The organism is Treponema sp., from assembly GCF_017430385.1.
GTDB lineage: Bacteria > Spirochaetota > Spirochaetia > Treponematales > Treponemataceae > Treponema_D.
In genome coordinates this window covers 1-17,240 of the sequence record NZ_JAFRNB010000133.1, presented here as the reverse complement: position 1 = coordinate 17,240, position 17,240 = coordinate 1, and the positions used below count along the sequence as shown (strand labels likewise).

16 protein-coding genes are annotated in these 17,240 nt (G+C 42.0%); 8 read left to right on the top strand and 8 right to left on the bottom strand.

Annotated features, from left to right (window positions below; all coding sequences use genetic code 11):
* Positions 1–10 precede the first annotated feature (10 nt).
* The 3 genes from IJJ71_RS09965 to IJJ71_RS09955 all read left to right on the top strand — a co-directional run bounded on the left by IJJ71_RS09965 (position 11) and on the right by IJJ71_RS09955 (position 2,957).
* Positions 11–907: an ABC transporter permease gene (locus tag IJJ71_RS09965; RefSeq protein WP_296846716.1), complete on the top strand. Its 897-nt coding sequence runs from the start codon at positions 11–13 to the stop codon at positions 905–907.
* Between the two features lie 103 nt (positions 908–1,010).
* Positions 1,011–1,886, top strand: a complete 876-nt coding sequence (locus IJJ71_RS09960; protein ID WP_296846715.1) for an ABC transporter permease — start codon at positions 1,011–1,013, stop codon at positions 1,884–1,886.
* A gap of 18 nt (positions 1,887–1,904) precedes the next feature.
* A complete protein-coding gene (locus IJJ71_RS09955; RefSeq protein WP_296846714.1) occupies positions 1,905–2,957 on the top strand; it encodes an extracellular solute-binding protein in 1,053 nt (350 codons plus the stop codon).
* An 88-nt stretch (positions 2,958–3,045) separates the two neighbouring features.
* On the opposite strand, the gene IJJ71_RS09950 is transcribed toward IJJ71_RS09955, so the two are convergent.
* Positions 3,046–4,077, bottom strand: coding sequence for a glycosyltransferase family 2 protein (locus IJJ71_RS09950; protein ID WP_296846713.1), 1,032 nt, complete (start codon positions 4,075–4,077; stop codon positions 3,046–3,048).
* A gap of 220 nt (positions 4,078–4,297) precedes the next feature.
* Here IJJ71_RS09950 and IJJ71_RS09945 point away from each other — a divergent pair, with 220 nt between their 5' ends.
* The 3 genes from IJJ71_RS09945 to IJJ71_RS09935 all read left to right on the top strand — a co-directional run bounded on the left by IJJ71_RS09945 (position 4,298) and on the right by IJJ71_RS09935 (position 5,306).
* The gene (locus IJJ71_RS09945; protein WP_296846712.1) at positions 4,298–4,441 is read left to right on the top strand and encodes a hypothetical protein; all 144 of its coding nucleotides are present in this window, start codon (positions 4,298–4,300) and stop codon (positions 4,439–4,441) included.
* Positions 4,442–4,534: 93 nt separating this feature from the next.
* Positions 4,535–4,942 (top strand): RpnC/YadD family protein, encoded by a 408-nt coding sequence (locus tag IJJ71_RS09940; protein WP_296846711.1) that lies wholly within the window; start codon positions 4,535–4,537, stop codon positions 4,940–4,942.
* 124 nt (positions 4,943–5,066) lie between these two features.
* On the top strand, positions 5,067–5,306 hold the full coding sequence (locus IJJ71_RS09935) for a hypothetical protein (protein ID WP_296846709.1): 240 nt from the start codon (positions 5,067–5,069) through the stop codon (positions 5,304–5,306).
* A gap of 125 nt (positions 5,307–5,431) precedes the next feature.
* Here IJJ71_RS09935 and IJJ71_RS09930 read toward each other — a convergent pair whose 3' ends face one another.
* The 7 genes from IJJ71_RS09930 to IJJ71_RS09900 all read right to left on the bottom strand — a co-directional run bounded on the left by IJJ71_RS09930 (position 5,432) and on the right by IJJ71_RS09900 (position 13,379).
* Entirely contained in the window at positions 5,432–6,472 is a 1,041-nt protein-coding gene (locus tag IJJ71_RS09930) for a glycosyltransferase family 2 protein (RefSeq protein ID WP_296846708.1), read from the bottom strand.
* Positions 6,473–6,490: 18 nt separating this feature from the next.
* Positions 6,491–8,815: a hypothetical protein gene (locus IJJ71_RS09925; RefSeq protein WP_296846707.1), complete on the bottom strand. Its 2,325-nt coding sequence runs from the start codon at positions 8,813–8,815 to the stop codon at positions 6,491–6,493.
* 79 nt (positions 8,816–8,894) lie between these two features.
* The gene (locus IJJ71_RS09920) at positions 8,895–9,128 is read right to left on the bottom strand and encodes a hypothetical protein (protein WP_296846706.1); all 234 of its coding nucleotides are present in this window, start codon (positions 9,126–9,128) and stop codon (positions 8,895–8,897) included.
* Positions 9,125–9,700, bottom strand: coding sequence for a DUF3990 domain-containing protein (locus tag IJJ71_RS09915; protein ID WP_296846705.1), 576 nt, complete (start codon positions 9,698–9,700; stop codon positions 9,125–9,127). Before IJJ71_RS09915 ends, IJJ71_RS09920 begins: the two co-directional genes overlap by 4 nt.
* Entirely contained in the window at positions 9,697–9,915 is a 219-nt protein-coding gene (locus IJJ71_RS09910; protein ID WP_296846704.1) for a DUF3791 domain-containing protein, read from the bottom strand. The genes IJJ71_RS09915 and IJJ71_RS09910 overlap by 4 nt, the downstream gene beginning before the upstream one ends.
* A gap of 62 nt (positions 9,916–9,977) precedes the next feature.
* Positions 9,978–11,024 carry a glycosyltransferase family 2 protein gene (locus IJJ71_RS09905; protein WP_296846702.1) on the bottom strand — a complete coding sequence of 349 codons (1,047 nt, stop codon included), beginning with the start codon at positions 11,022–11,024 and terminating at the stop codon, positions 9,978–9,980.
* Between the two features lie 15 nt (positions 11,025–11,039).
* Positions 11,040–13,379: a hypothetical protein gene (locus tag IJJ71_RS09900; protein ID WP_296846701.1), complete on the bottom strand. Its 2,340-nt coding sequence runs from the start codon at positions 13,377–13,379 to the stop codon at positions 11,040–11,042.
* Between the two features lie 391 nt (positions 13,380–13,770).
* On the opposite strand from IJJ71_RS09900, the gene IJJ71_RS09895 reads away from it, so the two are divergent.
* Positions 13,771–15,564 carry a putative bifunctional diguanylate cyclase/phosphodiesterase gene (locus tag IJJ71_RS09895; protein ID WP_296846699.1) on the top strand — a complete coding sequence of 598 codons (1,794 nt, stop codon included), beginning with the start codon at positions 13,771–13,773 and terminating at the stop codon, positions 15,562–15,564.
* A 135-nt stretch (positions 15,565–15,699) separates the two neighbouring features.
* Positions 15,700–16,944, top strand: a complete 1,245-nt coding sequence (locus tag IJJ71_RS09890) for an OmpA family protein (RefSeq protein WP_296846696.1) — start codon at positions 15,700–15,702, stop codon at positions 16,942–16,944.
* Positions 16,945–17,240 lie beyond the last annotated feature (296 nt).

Sequence of the window (17,240 nt, the reverse complement as noted above, 5' to 3'; positions counted from 1 at the left end):
AGATTTTTATATGAAAAATAAATTGCACAAAGCGAATCCTGGCCCATTTTACAGCTACCCGATGGGGCTTTGGTTCTCGCTGTTTTTTATCGTGCCGCTCGCGATTATCGTGGCTTATTCTTTCATGAAACGCGATATGTTCGGCGGTGTCATTCATGAATTCACGCTTGACGCTTACAAGCAGATGTTTTCTGCCGCTTATGCAAGAATTTTCCTGCGCACTCTTTGGATGACGGTGGTAGCTACATTTATTTCAATTCTGATTGCCCTTCCCTGTGGCTACGCGATTGCCCGAAGCCGCCACCAGACCGCGCTTTTGATTTTGGTAATTGTGCCGTTCCTCACAAACTCGTTGATTCGCATTTTTGCGTGGATGACGATTTTGGGCGAAAACGGCACTCTCAACGGAATCTGTGAAATTTTCGCAAAATTCTGCTTCTTCGTTACCCGAAACAGCGACGGCGTTTTTGTTCCGCACAAATTCATGTTCACGAAATTTGCAGTCGTTCTGGTCAGCATTTACATGTATCTTCCTTATGCAATTCTGCCGATTTTCACATCTGTTGACCGCTTCGACTTCACGCTTCTTGAGGCCGCACGCGATTTGGGAGCGACAAAAGCCGGCTCGATTCTCCGCATAATGATTCCTGGAATCAAATCGGGCATCATCAGTGCGCTCATCTTCACATTCATTCCAATTTTCGGAAACTACACAGTTCCGCAAATTATCGGCTCGACCGAGAGCTACATGCTCGGAAACATCATCATGGATCAGATTCAGAAAGCACGAAACTTGCCTCTCGCTTCTGCATTCAGCGTAGTCCTTACGGTTGTGAGTATGGCGGCGATTTTGTTCATGATTTCTTCGGACAAGAAGGAAGCAAGCCTCAAAAAGATGAAAAATTGAAAGAAAAATTACATCCCTGTAATTTTTCTTTCTGACGAGTTTTTGCCCGCAAAAACTCGCCCGTCTGCCGCATCCGTGCGGCTAAGCAATAGGAGTTTACAATATGGATTTTTTAATCAGCGTAATTCTTTCATTTTTAAAACGAAATCCTGTCGCAAAAGCCGAGGGAAACAAACACGCAAAACGCGACTGGAAAAAACGCGGTCGTGCATTCTCATTCTCAAACACAGTCCTTGTAATCGCGCTTCTGTTCCTTTTTTTGCCGCTTTTCGTGATCATCTTCTATTCTTTTAACGCATCGAAAGGCTCTCGTTTTACAGGCGTTTCTTTTATCTGGTACGAAGAACTTTTCCTAAAATCAGGCCGCTTGTGGATGTCTCTTCTTTACAGCGCAGTCGTTGCCCTTGTCTCAGCAGCACTTTCAACAGTTTTGGGAAGTCTCGCCGCTATCGGAAACAACTGGTACAAATTCTTCGGGCGCAATTACATTCAGTCAGTCAGCTTTTTGCCAATGGTTTTGCCGGAAGTCATCATGGGTGTTTCCCTTCTTATCTTCCTCAGCGGAATCCATATAAATCTCGGCTTGGGCACAATCATCATCGCGCACACAACTTTCTGTCTTCCGTTCGTTTATCTCATGGTCTCAGCCCGCGTTGACGAATTCGACTATTCAATCATCGAGGCGAGCCATGATTTGGGCGCAAACGAAACTCAGACACTCTTCAAAGTAATCATTCCTGCAATCATGCCAGGAATCATGTCGGGATTTATGATGAGCGTCACCATGTCTATAGAAGATTTCGTAATCACATCTTTAGTCAACGGAAATGTTGAGACTTTGCCAATTTATGTTTATAATATGATTAGGCACGGAGTAAGCCCTGTAATCAACGCGCTCTCCTTCGTACTTATTTTATTAATCGGCGGTCTTGCGGTCTTGCTCCGAAAGAGCTTAAAAGGATTCGCAGCAGCACATTAATTTTTTTGGAGAAAAAGCATGAAACTTTCTTCTAAAATCGCAATGGCGGTGCTTGGTTGCGCCGCACTCTTGGGTCTTTCTTCTTGTGGGCAGAAAAAGACGTTAAAGCTTTTCACTTGGACTTATTACACTCCGACAAGCGTAGTTCAGGAATTTGAAAAGGAATTCAACTGCAAGGTCGTAATAACAGAATACGACTCTAACGAAACAATGTTCAACAAACTCGTGAACGGCGGCGCAAAAAGCTTCGATATCGTAGTTCCTTCACAGGACTATGTTTCAATCATGATGAAGCGCGGAATGTTCCAGCCAATCGTGCAGTCAAAATTCACAAACCGCAATAAAATCAACCCGAAAGTTCTCGAAAAAATCACTTATGACCCTGAAATGGTCTATGCAGTCCCATATTATTTTGGAGCAGCAGGCATCGGTGTAAACAAAAAGAAGGTTCCGGCAGGCGACTACGAGCGCACATGGAACATTTTCGCAGACCCACGCTTTAAGGGCCATGCCTCAATGATGGACGATTACCGCGAAGTCATCGGTGACGCACTCAAATACAAGGGATATGCCGTAAGCACAACAAACGACGAGGAAGTTACCGAGGCAGTCAACCTTATCAAAGAAAAATGGCTCCCGAACATCGTCAAATTCGATGCCGAAGGATTCGGAAAAGATTTCGCAGCAGGCAACTTGTGGCTCTGTCACGGATATGCCGAAGTTATGTACGGCGAAGTTCCAGAAGATGAATGGGAAAGCACAATCGACTTCTTTATCCCGGAGCAGGGCGGTGCATCTTACCTCGACAGCATGTGTATTCTCAAAGATTCACAGAACGCAGAACTCGCCACAGAATTCATCAACTACATTCACAACCCAGAGAATTACGCACAGTTCCTCGACTTCTTCTGCTTCCCATGCTTCGTAAACCTTGAAGCAGAGCAATACATGAAGACAAAGCCACTCTATCCGGCAAGTGCAATGGACAACTGCGAGCTTAAAGACGACCTCGGCGAAAACCTGGATGTCTACTACAAAAAATGGGAAAGCTTGCGATTGCAGCTCAACTAAAAAATTAGGGGGGAAAGCCTTCCCCCTGGGGTGCACGCTGTTGCACCCACACCCCCATCTACGGGGACACCCCGTAACGCCCCAAATTTCATTCCTTAAAATTCATTTTTTGCTCGGCCTTTTCTACAAAACTTTCGCCCCAGTATTCACAAAGCATGGCTCTGGCTTCTGTCTGGAGTTCGGGGATTACAGTCTCCTTCATTTGCTTCAAATTGTTCGCGAGATAATATCTGGTCATTGCCCGGATTTTCTCAACCTCATCGTCCTCAATCTTGTGAGATTCTATCCATTGCGAAATAATTGTGAAAACGCTGGAAGTTGAGCAGACCATCTTCCATTTTTGGAGCGTATCGATTTTGCGCTGGCTCGACATTCCTGTGTTCACGCGGTAACGGTAAACTTTCGCCTCAATTCCGATATAAGATTTTGCGTACTGCGAAAGGAAAAAGAACAAAAGCACATCATCGGCCATGTTGCACTGAGTATATGGAATATTTTCATAAGCACGGAGCCACAAATCTCGTTTGATCAGCTTTCCCCATGTGTTCGCTGTGAAACTACCGTCCATGAGCCACTTTCGAAAAACCTGCTGTCCTTCGAACTTGCCATAAAAAATCTTACCATAACGATTTTCTTTAGTAGGAATAAAGCTGCCGTTTTCATCAAAAGTTCCTGCCGTGGAAGTGCCATGAACAATATCAAAAGATTTTTTTGGCTCGGAAGGCACAAAACAGGCCGAATTAAACAATGCCGTCAAAGCTCCGCATTCCATTTCGTCGTCAGAATCAACTTGCGTCATGTAAAATCCCAGTGCCTCGTAACAAAGGGTTCGCCTAACCTCAATCAGCCCACGATTCTCACGGTTCTCAACAAAACGAATCAGAACAGGCGGAAGATTCGCGGCTTTTCGGAGCTTCTTACATTCTTTTTGAGCAAGCTTGACTATTTGTTTGGCAGAACGCCCATTTTCGTCATGCCCGCGGCTCGCATCACTCACGACAATCACCTCAAACGAAGGAAAATCCTGGACAATCACGGAACGCAAGCACTGAGCAAGAAAAGGCTCTGTGTCAAAAACAGGAATGCAGACAGAAATCAACGGAGAAGTTTTTTGCAACATGAAAAAAGTATAAACGGAAAAAGGAAAATTGAAAACAAAAAAGTTGATGCAAAGAATTTCTCGTAGTTCCCAATTTTTTTTGTACTTTTCTGACTTTTTTTCATTTACATTGCCGAAAATGCAAAAATTCTTGCTATTAATATGCAGAATCCGCAAGGAGCCGGATGGTGGGGCTTGCTCCGCACTGGATTCTGCATATCAAGCTACAACAGGAGTTTTTATGGCAAAAGAATTTATCAACCAAACAGCGGAAGTCACACATATTGAGATGCCGGGCTTTCAGGGAATCGCAACAAACAGAGCATACAAGGACAGTCTCTTCCGAATCATCTACAGCGGGAAGGACGAGCGGAGCAGAAGATAGCTTCTGTCACTGTATAACGCAATCAGCGGGAAAAATTACACAAACATCGAAGATTTACGAATCACGACAATCGAGAATGTGATTTACCTCACTATGAAAAATGACCTGTCGTTCCTGCTCGATTCACAGATGAACCTTTTCGAGCATCAGAGCACTGTCAATCCTAACATGCCGCTCCGAGGGCTGATGTATTTCGGGCAGCTCTACCAGAACGAGGTCAAACGACAAAAGAAAGACATCTTCGGCAGCTCACTCATAAAAATACCTTCGCCGAGATTCATCGTGTTCTATAACGGCGACAGGGAACTTCCAGATACCATAAAATATCATCTCTCGGACTCATTCGAAGTTCCTGACAAATCTGGCGAATTTGAATGGACAGCCACAGTCATAAACATCAACAACAAACGCAATGAATCTCTTCAAAAAAACTGCGAGTCGTTGTATCATTACATAGAGTTCGTTGAGCGAATTCAGTTGAGCCCGCACGGATGCGGGTAAACGGAGATTAACCGCAAGAATTTTCTGAAAGAAAATTCTTGTCGCGACATGGATGTCGCACAACGAGGCCGTAGATTACGCCATCAAGAATAATTTCTTGGAGGGTTTCTTCGAGGAGCAGAAAATGTATATAACGAACAGTTTGCTTACAGAATTTGACCAGGAACTTCACGACCGCTGCACAATGGAGTTTGGATATGAGCAGGGCGTAGCTGATGGCGAAGCTCGTGGTGCGCAGCAAAACGCTATCGCCAATGCGAAAAATTTTCTTCAAGAAGGTGACTCGCCTGAGAAAGTTGCTCGTTGCTGTTCTCTCCCACTAGAACAAGTCCTTGTGCTTAAAAACGAAATGGTACAAGCATAATAAAGCGCCAAAAACAACGCCTTCCAGCTCTATTTTCTTGGAGGGCTTCTTCGAGGAGCAGAAGCTGTCTGAAACTTTCTGCGCGGATAAAAACCAAAGGCTTTACCGCAGTTTAACTCTGCATATTAGGCTTTAGCCATCAGTTCCTCTATGGTTTCTACATAGTCTGTTCCCCAATATTCGCAGAGCATTTCACGGGCTTGGTCGTAGAGTTCAGGAAGGACAGCTTCGTGAAGTTGCTGAAGATTGTTTTTAAGATATAAGTTTGTCATAATACGAAAGCGATTGATTTCCTCTTGCGTGAGATTTTCTGCGGAATTGGATTTTTCATTTATCCATTCGGAAATTATGCTGAAAACGCTTGCAGAAGAACAAATCATTTTCCATCTTTGAAGAGTCGTGATTTTTTTTCCAGCGGTCATGCCAGTGTTTAGGCGGTAGCGATAGACTTTATCTTTTATGCCGACATAAGATTTTGCAAACTGAGAGATGAAGAAAAATAGCAGGACATCTTCTGCTAGGTTACACTCTGTGTATGGAATATTTCCATAAGCCTTTAAGAAAAGCTGTCTTTTAATCAGTTTACCCCATGTGTTTGAGCTGCTTTCCGCTTTTAAAATCCAACAGTCAAGGATTTCCCTACCAAAAAGTTTTCCGTAAAAGATTTCGCCATAGAGATTTTTTTGTGCGGGAATGAAATTGCCCAAAGTGTCAAAACTGCCTGCCGAACTTGTGCCGTGAATTATGTCAAAAGCCTGTTCTGGCACGGCACTATCGAAGCCACTCGCCGCAAAAAGTGCAGAAATAGCACCTTCTTCAAGTTCATCATCGCTATCAAGCTGGGTTATGTAAATTCCTTGCGATTCGTAGCAAAGTGTTCTTCGGACTTCGATAAGCCCCCGGTTTTCATGATGCTCGACGAATTTCAAGGGGACAGGCGGCAGAGAATTTGCTTTCCGCCAGTTGTTGCTTTCTTTTTGCATCGCCCTTACGATTTTTTTTGCGCTCCGTTTTTTTTCGTCATGCCCTCGGCTCGCATCGCTTACAATTACAATCTCAAAAGAGTCAAAATCCTGCCTGACAACAGAGCGCAGACATTGTTCCAGAAAATGCTCAGTCTCAAAAACAGGAATGCAGACAGAAACCAACGGGGCAGATTTTTTCATACAAGCAAAAAATTTGTTTTACTGCGAAATACCAAAGGTAGATACAGAACCAGAATTAGTAATCGTTTTATGCTGAACCTCGCCTTGCCAATCTATATAAGATACCTCGAGAGATTCTATGAGAGCTTTCGTATCACTCCTGCGCGCTTTGCTAGAATTGAAGGAACCTGAGCACATGCAAGCAACAAAAAGCAATGTGCTTTCATTTTCTTTTTTAGAAAATTCAACATCCACATCCTTTGCTTCCATGGCAAAACTCCTCAAATCCACGCTGACAACTCTGTTCGCATTTTTATATCGGAGCGCATCGATAGCGTCGGTATAGAACGCAACGCCGTCATCTGCAATCACAAGCTTTTTCGGTTTTATCGCGATAAATCTTTGAGGATTGTAAAAGGCTGTTTGCGAAAGATTTTTTGAAATAGAAGGCGTATAGAATACATCCTTTCCGAATCCATTTCCCATTTCACCAACAGAGGTAACGATATAAACAGTCTTTCCGTTATCATCAAAATAATAAATTCCTTTAGCGTTGGTATATGAGTTAAAAGCATACAGATATTTATTCTCTACATCGGCCGTCTCATTTGTCCAGCCGTGAAGCTCAATGCTACCATCCTTAACATCCACATCCAAAACCGCACCGCGAGCATAGATAGCATTTGCGGACAGTGGCTCTTCGTCAAAACCTAAATGGGACTGGTTGAACAGGATATAAATGTGGTCATCTTGATAGAGAATATCATTTATATGGCTATAGCTTGACGGGATTTCAGTGGTGATTGTTGCGATTGTGCTAAAAGTCAATTCATCTGGCGTTGAAGGAAGAACCGCCTTTGAGAGGTCATTATCTCTAAACATATACAAAATATTGTCATTAACAACGAAACAATAATTGCCGCTAGATAGACAATCAAATATTACTGGATCTGAAACGCTTCCGTCAGAAACAAGTTTGGTATATTTATAAAGTTTTCCTGATTCTGATATGCCATTTGTAGAATCACCAGATTTGTAGGCATAAACATATAAAGCCCCTGTCGCACGGTCAATCGTAAAGTTCTGTATATTATAGCCAGACTCAATAGAAAGTTCCTTTCCGTCAGAGCCGATTTTCGGGTTTTCGGACAAAACCTTTGTATAATCCTCAGATTCGTCAAGACAGTAGAAATATCCATCTGCATCAAATGTAAAAAGACTAGAAGAAGCAGTGAATTTTGGGGCTATAGCAAGTGAAGCGTTTGGCGAGTCTGTAAGATAGAAGTTGCCTTCTTCATACAACACATATTTCGTATCGGTCACATGCAATTTTGCGGCATCCATCAAAACTGTATTTCCACTCTTTAAAGGGGTGATTGATTCAGACTCTGACAGATAGCCAAAGTATTTTACTTTTGGACTTGCAGTTGAAGAATCCCAGTCAGATTTTATGGCAAGAAGCGCAATCGCTTCGCCCTTTGTGTGGTCGGACTCACTGACAGACAAATTAAGCGTGCCTGTGACGGTGAGTGTCGTTCCGTCTTCGGAAATCTCGTAACTTTTTGAATCCCCACTTGAGTAAATTGCAATCGGGTCTGCGAGGTTGCTATATTCCTCATCTTTTGGATAGTAATAGTCGTAATATTTATTGGCGATTTCGTAGATGTCTGCGTCAGTTGCATTTGTTTTTTTTGCATCAAACATAGCCTTTACAAATTTTGAATCAGCCGAGAACGGATAAATACACATTCCCTCTAAAATCGAAGCTATATCAGCTGAGTCAGCTATGTCACAACCTTCAATATTAATCTTGATTGTAAACGGAAAGTTGAAATAAATATTGTACATTGAAATGGCTAAGGTATTCTCACCGCTTTTAATAGAGATTGTCTCTGATTTGCCTTTCATTTGTACTTCTTCAAAAGATTTGGCCTCTTCACCTTCATGCTGCTCATACGTTCGGATTTTGTATAAGGTCGCCTCAGCATAAAGAGTTGTGCCCTCTGGAATTGAATCAAATTGGAAGCTGAGGCTTTTATTATCCTCAGAATGGAATTCATCGTAAGTCCATGAAATACTCTTTGAGGCCGTAAAGCCCCCTTTGATGGCAAATTCGAATCGATATGAAGTGTATTTGCGTTCCAAATCATCAACTTCATCATTTTCAGATTTGTTTATACCCCCCCCCGTATATTCAACGGAACGAGCGACTGCATTTCGTAGACGATTGGAATCAATAGAAAATCTGATTGAGCCTGTGTTTGAAGATTTTGAACCTAAGTCCGCACAGGAAACAAGACCGAGTGCGAAAACACACACGAAAGATACCAGAAGTGTAAAAAGTTTTGGAAGTTTTTTAATCATAATCCGCTCCTGCTTTTTAAATTGCTTCAAGATTATATTATGGCACATTTTTGGAATATTTCAAGATTTTGGCGGGATTTTACAAAAGGTTTTTAGTTTTTGCAGATTGTTTTGTTTCTTTCAGGAAAGTGTCTGTAATAGAAGAAGGACCTTCCGCCCAAAGTTTTGTGGAGTCATCATAAATCATTCTGCCGGTGTTTGATTCCATAAAAGAGAGAAGAGCTGAGGATAGAGAAACATTTGTTTTTTCGGCAATTTCCTGCACCGCCAATGTAACGGACAAGTCCATTGCGGCTAAAATTTTTTCGTTCATCGATGAGACTCCAGACTTACCTTTTCAGTTTTCAGGAATTCCAGTTTATCAACAGCGAATTTTGTTCTAAAGCAGAACTGGTCTTTAAGCCTCTCAGGAAGCAAAAGACTGATACAAAAATCATCAGCCTTTGCCGACCCCATTTGTCCATAGAGGTTTGACATATAAGCCACAATCGTTGTGTTCGTATCATCATTTGCAATTTTCCCAGAAATGACATCAAAAGGTTGCATTTTTTCTTTTAACTCTGGAAATGCATTTGTTTTTCTATGTGCGACAACACAATGAAGCCAATCGGAATCTGCAAAATCAAAATAGAAAGTTTTCAATTCAGAAATGTTTTTTAATCTATAAAAAGAAATAAAGCCAAAGCGTTCATTTGCAGAAATCACTCCACTTTCTTTCGCCCTTGATGAAGAGATTTTCGAAAAACTTTTCGCTTGTTCTTTTGAAGATGTAAGATAGAATCCCCCGCCAAAATCCTTAAACTGAGCACATTTTGACAAGTCAGGATTTTCGACAGGACAGTAGCTTCCGTGATAAAGAATCATTCCCTCTTCAAGATGTTTCATAGTGAAGCCCCTTTTGCCAAAAGATAGGCTTTTGTTTCCTCGAAGACGGCATCATCTCCTTCCACATGAAAAATCCCAAAGCACTTTTCTATAAAATCAGGAACATTAAACTTTCTGAAAAGTTCCGCCGCCTGTTTAAAAGACAAGCCGAAGCGTTCCTTGCACATTCTGAGAATCCTGACCTGCATGTATAAAATTTGCTGCGACTCATTCATGGTAAGAAAATTATATGCGATTATGTTGGAAAAAGAAAGATTTTGGGGATTTAAAATTTTTCTCACTTCCTCATTCTCTCCACTGCATTTTTGCCCCAGTAGTCGCAGAGCATTTCGTAGGCGGAATCTTTCAGTTCTGGGATTACAGTTTCATTCATTTGGCAAAGGCTGTTACGCAGGTAAAAACCGGCTTGCGCACGAATTGAGTTGATTTCCTCTTCGGAAATTGATTTAAATTCTTCCATACTTTGGGAAATTACAGTAAAAACACTGGCGGCGGAACAGATTAACTGCCACTGTCTTAAAGTTTTGATTTTTCGCCCCGATGACATGCCGGAGTTTATTCGGTAACGGTAAATTTTTTCTTCCAGTCCGATGTACGATTCTGCAAACTGAGAGATAAAAAAGAAAATCAGAAAGTCGTCAGCCATGTTACATTCAGTGTAGGGGATTTTCTCAAACGCCTTTTCAAAAAGATTCCTGCGAATAAGCTTCCCGCAGACATTGCCCGAAATTTCGGCACTAGTCCATTTTTGAAAAATGTCCCGCCCCTGCACCTTACCGTAAGTAATAGCCCCGCATTTTGTCTGCTCCGTCGGAACGAAATTTCCCTTCTTGTCGTACCAGCCCGAAACAAAACTTCCATGCACGATGTCAATTTTATTGTCTTGGCTTGGAACTTCGGTGTTTGTGGTCGCAGAGCCTGTCGGAGCAGTCGAAAACACATTCTTCCATAAAGAACTCAGAGCATTCGGCACAATTTCATCATCGCTGTCAAGGTGAAAGACATATTCTCCGTGTGATTCGTAAGTGAGCGTTCTTCGGACTTCAAGGATGCCACGATTTTCGTGATGTTCCTCAAAAATTACTTTGACAGGCAGAAGTTTCGAGGCTTTACGGAACTTGTTCCCTTCTTTTTCTGCAATCCGAACGATTTTTTTTGCCGCTCGACCTTTTTCATCACGCCCCGGACTAGCATCGCTCACAACAACGATTTCAAAAGAATCAAAATCCTGTGTAAAAACCGAGCGCAAGCACTGAGCAAGATAACGCTCGGTTTCATACACGGGAATACAGACGGAGATTAAGGGCTGGGGTGAGGTTTTCATATCAGGGACGGTGGATTATTCGCACTCGTCAGTATCCACGCAAGGAATGCCCGCATAGATAGTGCCGCTGACAGTTTCGTTCATAAATCCACTTCCGTATACTTTTGCTTTTAACCCTAAAGCTGAATCAGCTGTGATTGATGCCCCATATCCTGAACCACTAAGTGATATTGCAGATGTTTGTTTTTGTGTAAACGAGATATCGTCAAGTTCTTGCACAGAATCTATGATGAAATTGTTTAAATCCACTGTAACAACACGATTTATATTTTTATATTTCCAAACATCAGAGTCGGTAAAGAATGCAACTCCACCATCCGCAATTACAAGTTTTTTAGGCTTTATTGCAATGAACTTTTGAGGACCATAGAATGCACTCTTTGCACTAGATGTTGATGGACTGTAAGCAGTAAATGTTTTCCCAGAATACGGATAACAGTTTCCTTCAAATTCGGATGCAGGTAAAATATAGGGTTTTGAAAGAGCTTCCCCAATATAAATAAAAGCAGAGCCATCGCATAATCTAAATTTTTCACTTTCAGAAGCCTCACTGCCAATAGTAAATACTGTTGCCTTAGTCTCATCCGTCCATCCACATTTATCAAAACTTCCTTTCTTATAGCGAATTACAGCACCTCGAGATTTTATGTCGAAACTATTCCATGTTGAAAAATCTCTCTCGCTTTCAAGCAAATACAATGCACCGTCTTGATAGAACATATCAGTGATAGTACCTGTTGAAGACAATCCAAGAGCTTCATAGTCGAAATCAATCCGTGTCGCAGTTAGAGACGATTCTTCCAAATCAAGTTTGTACAATTTTTTAGACGAAAGAGTTGACTCCGAACTGCATCCCCAACCATATAATGTTCCGCCATTAGCAACCAAAATGGTACTGTCATGATATGTGTCGGCATCAGCTAATCCTGCTTCAAAATTAAAGCTTACGATTTCATATTCAGCGCTTCCTTCTGAAATAAATTTCGGGAATCTGTAAACATTAAATGTCATTTGATTACTGAACCATGCATACAAAACATTCTTCTTTCTATCGATTGTAATTCCTGAAAGACCTTCAATTCCTGTAACAGTCTTTGCTTCGGTAAATTTACTTGATTTTATGCTATAACTAGAGCCATCATATACAAGCACATAATAATTTCCAGCATCATCAAATGCAAAACTTCCTGTTGAACTTTCAATCGGTGTTTCATAAGGTGCAGAAGAAATCGCACTTTCATAAGTAGGATAGAATTGGTATATTCCGCTATTCTTATTATACAACGCATACAGTGATTTCACCGTGTCCATTCTAAAGAGCTTTAGTTCCACATTTGTTCCGTCCGCGTTTGGCACAATTGCCTTTGACTTGACGGCTTCAAGATTGCTTGCGTTTGCATCGACATGGCCGAGATAAGTAATACCGTTAGTACCACCCTCATAATTGATAAGAGCCACGAAAACAAGCTCCTCGTCGCGAAGAAGATTCATTTTACCTGTGAGGGTGAAAACTCCGTCTTTGTATTCAGCTTTATTTTCTGAATCGTCTGATAATTCTTGCTTATACCAGAAACCCATTTCCGCAATTCCATCCGCATCATAAGAATTTTGCAGTGCTTCAAGTGCGGCTTCATCGTCCTCATTGGCACAAAGTTTGCAAATTTTTGCGACGATGTCAGAATCTTTTTTAAACGCATAGACACTTATACAGCTGAATTCGCTTGGATTAGATGGAATCTCATTTTCCTTTTCAAATGTAACTTGAATCGAAACCGGGAACATCTTGTAAATACTTGAGACCGAGACTGGAAGAGTGTTCTCGCCTTCCGTGATTGTTTTTGTGACTGATTTTCCATTCATTATCAGTTCTTTTTGGGTCTCTCCAGAGTAGTCCGAATAAATAACATACACATTGACCTGTGCGTAAACTGTTTTACCTACAGCAATGTTTTCGAAGGTCACTTTTTGCTCAGGATATTCTATTTTTTCGGATTCCCCTTCCTGATTATGAATATCTTGATGAGCAGGATGGACATTCGGATAATTTTGGGTTTTCCATTCAACCGTTTTTGAATCAGTGTAATCACCAAGAATGTTTACTTCAAACTGAACCGTGTATTCTTTTGTTTCTTCTGCACCATCTTCAGATTTGTTTATACCCCCCCCCGTATATTCGGAAGCACGAGCGGTTACATTTTGCAGGAAATTGGAATCAAAAGAAAAACTAACAGAGCCGGAAGTTGAGTCCTTGCCTGAAATGTCAGAACAAGCGGCAAGAAGCACGAGCAAAATCAGCAGAAGAATACCAGTAAGAACTGAAAATATAGAACGAACTTTCGCAGAATATCTATGCATATCTCTCTCCTTTAAAATTAAATAGATACAATTATAGCATTTTGATGCTACATATATTCTGACACAAAATTAAAATTTTTCAAGGGAATTTTAAGAAGAAATGCAAAAAAATTAGTGAAGTAGCATTTTTTTAGTGAAGTTTTTAGTGAAGTTACACAAATTCTTAGTGAAGTAAAACTTCACTAAGAATTTGTGGCTCTCCCCTATCCTTAACGATTTCAAAAATCTATTTCCTTATTATTACAGAATTTACGATTATTTAAAGAATTTTAAGGGATAATCAGAGTTTGATTTGTTAAATTTTCTTCCGATACTATAAGCTGAAACTTTAGCCGAAATGAAGGTTTAATAATCAATTGATGATTATTATATAGAAAAAAGAGGTCAGACAATGAACGATAGAGATTATAAAGAGATTCTTGAAAAAATCTCCACGCCGATTGTCGTTGCAATTTCAACTGATGAAACAGGCAATAATAAGTCACGCACGGAATCGGATTTTAAAGAGTCTTTCTCTATCGCTTTTATCAATCAGGCGTTTGCGAATGCTTATGGAGATTTGATTCGGGTTGGTTTTAGCTCGGATCTTTGCATCGAAAGGCTTTCCAAAGATGTTGACTGGTACAAAATGGCCTGCGACTGTATAGAAACCGGCGTTAGGCAGGAAGCAACTTTTTATTCAATTTTGAGATCAGCCTGGCTCCGCGTCCACATGAATTCAACCCAAAGCGGATTTGTCATCATCGCGGTCGTAAATGTCAACAAAGATAAGGAACGCGAGCAGCAGCTTTTGAGGCAGAATCTCAGGCTCGCGGCTCTCACGGACGAACTTTCCAACTCTCGCGAAGAACTTAAGAACCGTCTCGAAAACATCAGTTTTTTGAACGAGCAGCTTGAATTCTCGGCTTATCATGATTCTATGACGGGCTTGTGCAACAGGCAGAAATTCAAGATGGATTTTGAAAGCTGGCTTACCGAGTCAAAATCAAGTGAAACTAAATTCGGAATCATCCTGCTTGATTTGGACAACATGAAGCTGATTAACGATGCACAGGGACACAGCGAGGGCGATGCCGTTATTTGTCATGCCGGCGAAATCCTCAAACGCTTCAAGGCCGAAAATCTAAGAGTCTACAGATACGGCGGCGACGAATTCATCGTGATGATGCGAAAAATCAACTCTCAGGACACAATTCTAAATGCAGGCGACATGCTCCTTGAAGTCATGAACGAGGAAGGAATTGATTTTTCTGGCGGAATTGCAATCTGCCCGGATGACGGCGAAAACTGCGACGATGTGCTTAAATATGCGGACATGGCCATGTTCGAGGCAAAACGCAAGGGCAAGAACGATGTCTGCTTCTTCCAGGCAATCATGCGCGAACGCTTCATGGAAAAAATTTCGATTCAGAGCAAACTCAACCAGGCACTTTCGGAACATATTTTCCAGCTTTACTATCAGCCTCAGTTCGATGTCGCTACTAACAAGCTCCGCGGATTCGAGGCATTGCTCCGCTGGTACGATGAGGACACGGGCTGGATTAACCCGGAGCAGTTCATTCCTATCGCCGAGGAAACAAGGCTTGTCATTCCTCTCGGCGACTGGATTTTGGAAACGGCAATCAAAACTCTCAAAGAATGGATTGAAAATTTCCATTTTGATGGAATTATGAGCGTGAATGTAAGTCCTGTGCAGCTTAAAAAACAAACTTTCATGTTCGACTTGATTCAGCTTGTAAAAAGATACAAAATTCCTCCAAAAAATCTTGAAATTGAGATTACGGAAGGAGTTTTTATCGATAATAAAAATGAGGTCATTGACCTTTTGAAACAGATTCGCGAGCTTGGAATCGGGCTTTCGCTCGATGATTTTGGCACCGGCTACTCAAGTTTGAGCTATTTGCAGATGCTTCCAATCACCACGCTTAAAATCGACAAATCTTTCATCGCAAATATCACCGATGTCAGGGGAGTCGAGGCGAATATCACGGACTCAATCATTTCGATGGTCACAAAAATGGGCTTGGACACAATCGCGGAGGGCGTTGAACGCAAGGAGCAGCTTGATGTTTTGAAGCAGATAAATTGCAAGAACATCCAGGGCTTCTTGAAAGGCAAGCCAATGCCAAAAGAACGCTGCGAGCAGATTCTGGGCGGGGACTATGATTTGGCAGACCATTTATAGTTAGGAATTAGGAGTGAGGAGTTGGGGGCTACCCGCTTCGCGGGTCGGGTGTTCCGTGGCTTGCTAACGCGCGGTGCTCTCGCACTGGCTCCGCCACCACTCCATACCCCTAGCCCTTTGCTTGGAGGTGAATTTATGAAAAAAGCAGTTGTTTTCCTTACAGGATTTTTCCTCGGAATTGCGGCATTTGCACAATCCGGCGAAAGGTTCCTTCGGTTCAAATACAAGGAAGGAGACAATTACCGCGTACTTTCTACCGTAAATGAAGTTGTAAAAGTCAACGGACGGCTCAATCATACATCAGAAATCGTCAACCGTGTTTCAGCCAGAATCACTCAGATTGACAAAGACGGCCGCGGCCTCAACGAAGCCACTTTTGTAACGCTCGAAAATTCAAAATCGGCTGGCACAAATGGCGCGCTCACTTACGGCGAAGAATACGAAAGCAAATACTGGCGTGACGAGCGCGGAATTTTTGAGATTGGCAAGGAATACTTCATGCCTGTCGTGCGCGATGTTCCGATTCTGCCAGAAAAAGCAGTAAAACCCGGCGACACATGGACTGCTAACGGCCACGAAGCTCACGATTTAAGACGAAGTTTTGCAAACAACGAGCCGTTCAAAGTTCCATTCACTGCCATCTACACCTACCTTCGCGATGAGGAAGGAATTTCTTCCGATTCTAAGCATGAAAAAAAGACCTTCCAAGTTCTTTCAGTAAAATACACACTTTCCTTTGAATCCCCAATTCCAGAAAATCTTTACAATCTTACGGACGATTTCCCAGTCACAACAATGGGATTTTCAAATCAGACAATCTGGTGGGACAATGAAAAAGGCCAGATTGACCACTATTCCGAAGATTTCCGAATCATCATGGAAACTTATCTCGGAAATCAGTTCGACTTCACCGGCAAGGCTCACGCCGAAGTCACGGATTTTGAACGCACCGCCACAGACGAAAATCTTGCTCAGGTTCTCGAAAAGGTAAAAGACTTAGATTTGAATGATGTAAGCGTCTCAAAGAGCGATAAAGGCCTCACGATTTCGCTTGAAAATATCCAGTTCAAGCCGAATTCAGCCGTTCTGCTCGATTCAGAAAAAGCCAAAATCGAAAAAATCGCAAAAATCATCGAAAATTATCCGAACGATTTGCTGATTAGCGGCCACACAGCACTTTCCGGAACGGCCGAAAGCTGCCAGACATTGAGTGAGGAGCGGGCGGATTCAGTCGCTCAGTACATGATTAAGATTGGCCTCCGCGACAAATATCACATCTTCACGCAAGGATTCGGAGCGCGGGTACCAATTGCCTCAAACGACACCGAAGCAGGAATGGCAAAAAACCGCCGCGTGGAAATCACGATACTGGATAAATAAAAAAACGGTTTCCCGTCGGGAACGCGCCATCAAACATCGCAGTGAGCAAAGCTCAGGCGAGTTTGTGTCGCAACCAAACAAGAACGACAACGATTGTTCTTGCCGACTCCAACCGTTTTTTTGGCTTTTTCTTGCTTTGCTTTTCCACTCGGCTCACAACATAAAATTTTCAATTTTTTTACCTTTTTTTCATTTTACATTGCCGAAAATAGGGAACCAGAAATCCTTCCTGGATTTCTGGATTCCTGACGAGAATTTTACAGGTAAAATTCTCGCTTTCCTGTGCCGCCACATCC

Bases quoted from the DNA above. Each gene is read 5' to 3' on its own strand.
- IJJ71_RS09965 (WP_296846716.1), top strand. From the start codon at position 11: ATGAAAAATAAATTGCACAAAGCGAATCCTGGCCCATTTTACAGCTAC.
- IJJ71_RS09960 (WP_296846715.1), top strand. From the start codon at position 1,011: ATGGATTTTTTAATCAGCGTAATTCTTTCATTTTTAAAACGAAATCCT.
- IJJ71_RS09955 (WP_296846714.1), top strand. From the start codon at position 1,905: ATGAAACTTTCTTCTAAAATCGCAATGGCGGTGCTTGGTTGCGCCGCA.
- IJJ71_RS09950 (WP_296846713.1), bottom strand. From the start codon at position 4,077: ATGTTGCAAAAAACTTCTCCGTTGATTTCTGTCTGCATTCCTGTTTTT.
- IJJ71_RS09945 (WP_296846712.1), top strand. From the start codon at position 4,298: ATGGCAAAAGAATTTATCAACCAAACAGCGGAAGTCACACATATTGAG.
- IJJ71_RS09940 (WP_296846711.1), top strand. From the start codon at position 4,535: ATGAAAAATGACCTGTCGTTCCTGCTCGATTCACAGATGAACCTTTTC.
- IJJ71_RS09935 (WP_296846709.1), top strand. From the start codon at position 5,067: ATGTATATAACGAACAGTTTGCTTACAGAATTTGACCAGGAACTTCAC.
- IJJ71_RS09930 (WP_296846708.1), bottom strand. From the start codon at position 6,472: ATGAAAAAATCTGCCCCGTTGGTTTCTGTCTGCATTCCTGTTTTTGAG.
- IJJ71_RS09925 (WP_296846707.1), bottom strand. From the start codon at position 8,815: ATGATTAAAAAACTTCCAAAACTTTTTACACTTCTGGTATCTTTCGTG.
- IJJ71_RS09920 (WP_296846706.1), bottom strand. From the start codon at position 9,128: ATGAACGAAAAAATTTTAGCCGCAATGGACTTGTCCGTTACATTGGCG.
- IJJ71_RS09915 (WP_296846705.1), bottom strand. From the start codon at position 9,700: ATGAAACATCTTGAAGAGGGAATGATTCTTTATCACGGAAGCTACTGT.
- IJJ71_RS09910 (WP_296846704.1), bottom strand. From the start codon at position 9,915: ATGAATGAGTCGCAGCAAATTTTATACATGCAGGTCAGGATTCTCAGA.
- IJJ71_RS09905 (WP_296846702.1), bottom strand. From the start codon at position 11,024: ATGAAAACCTCACCCCAGCCCTTAATCTCCGTCTGTATTCCCGTGTAT.
- IJJ71_RS09900 (WP_296846701.1), bottom strand. From the start codon at position 13,379: ATGCATAGATATTCTGCGAAAGTTCGTTCTATATTTTCAGTTCTTACT.
- IJJ71_RS09895 (WP_296846699.1), top strand. From the start codon at position 13,771: ATGAACGATAGAGATTATAAAGAGATTCTTGAAAAAATCTCCACGCCG.
- IJJ71_RS09890 (WP_296846696.1), top strand. From the start codon at position 15,700: ATGAAAAAAGCAGTTGTTTTCCTTACAGGATTTTTCCTCGGAATTGCG.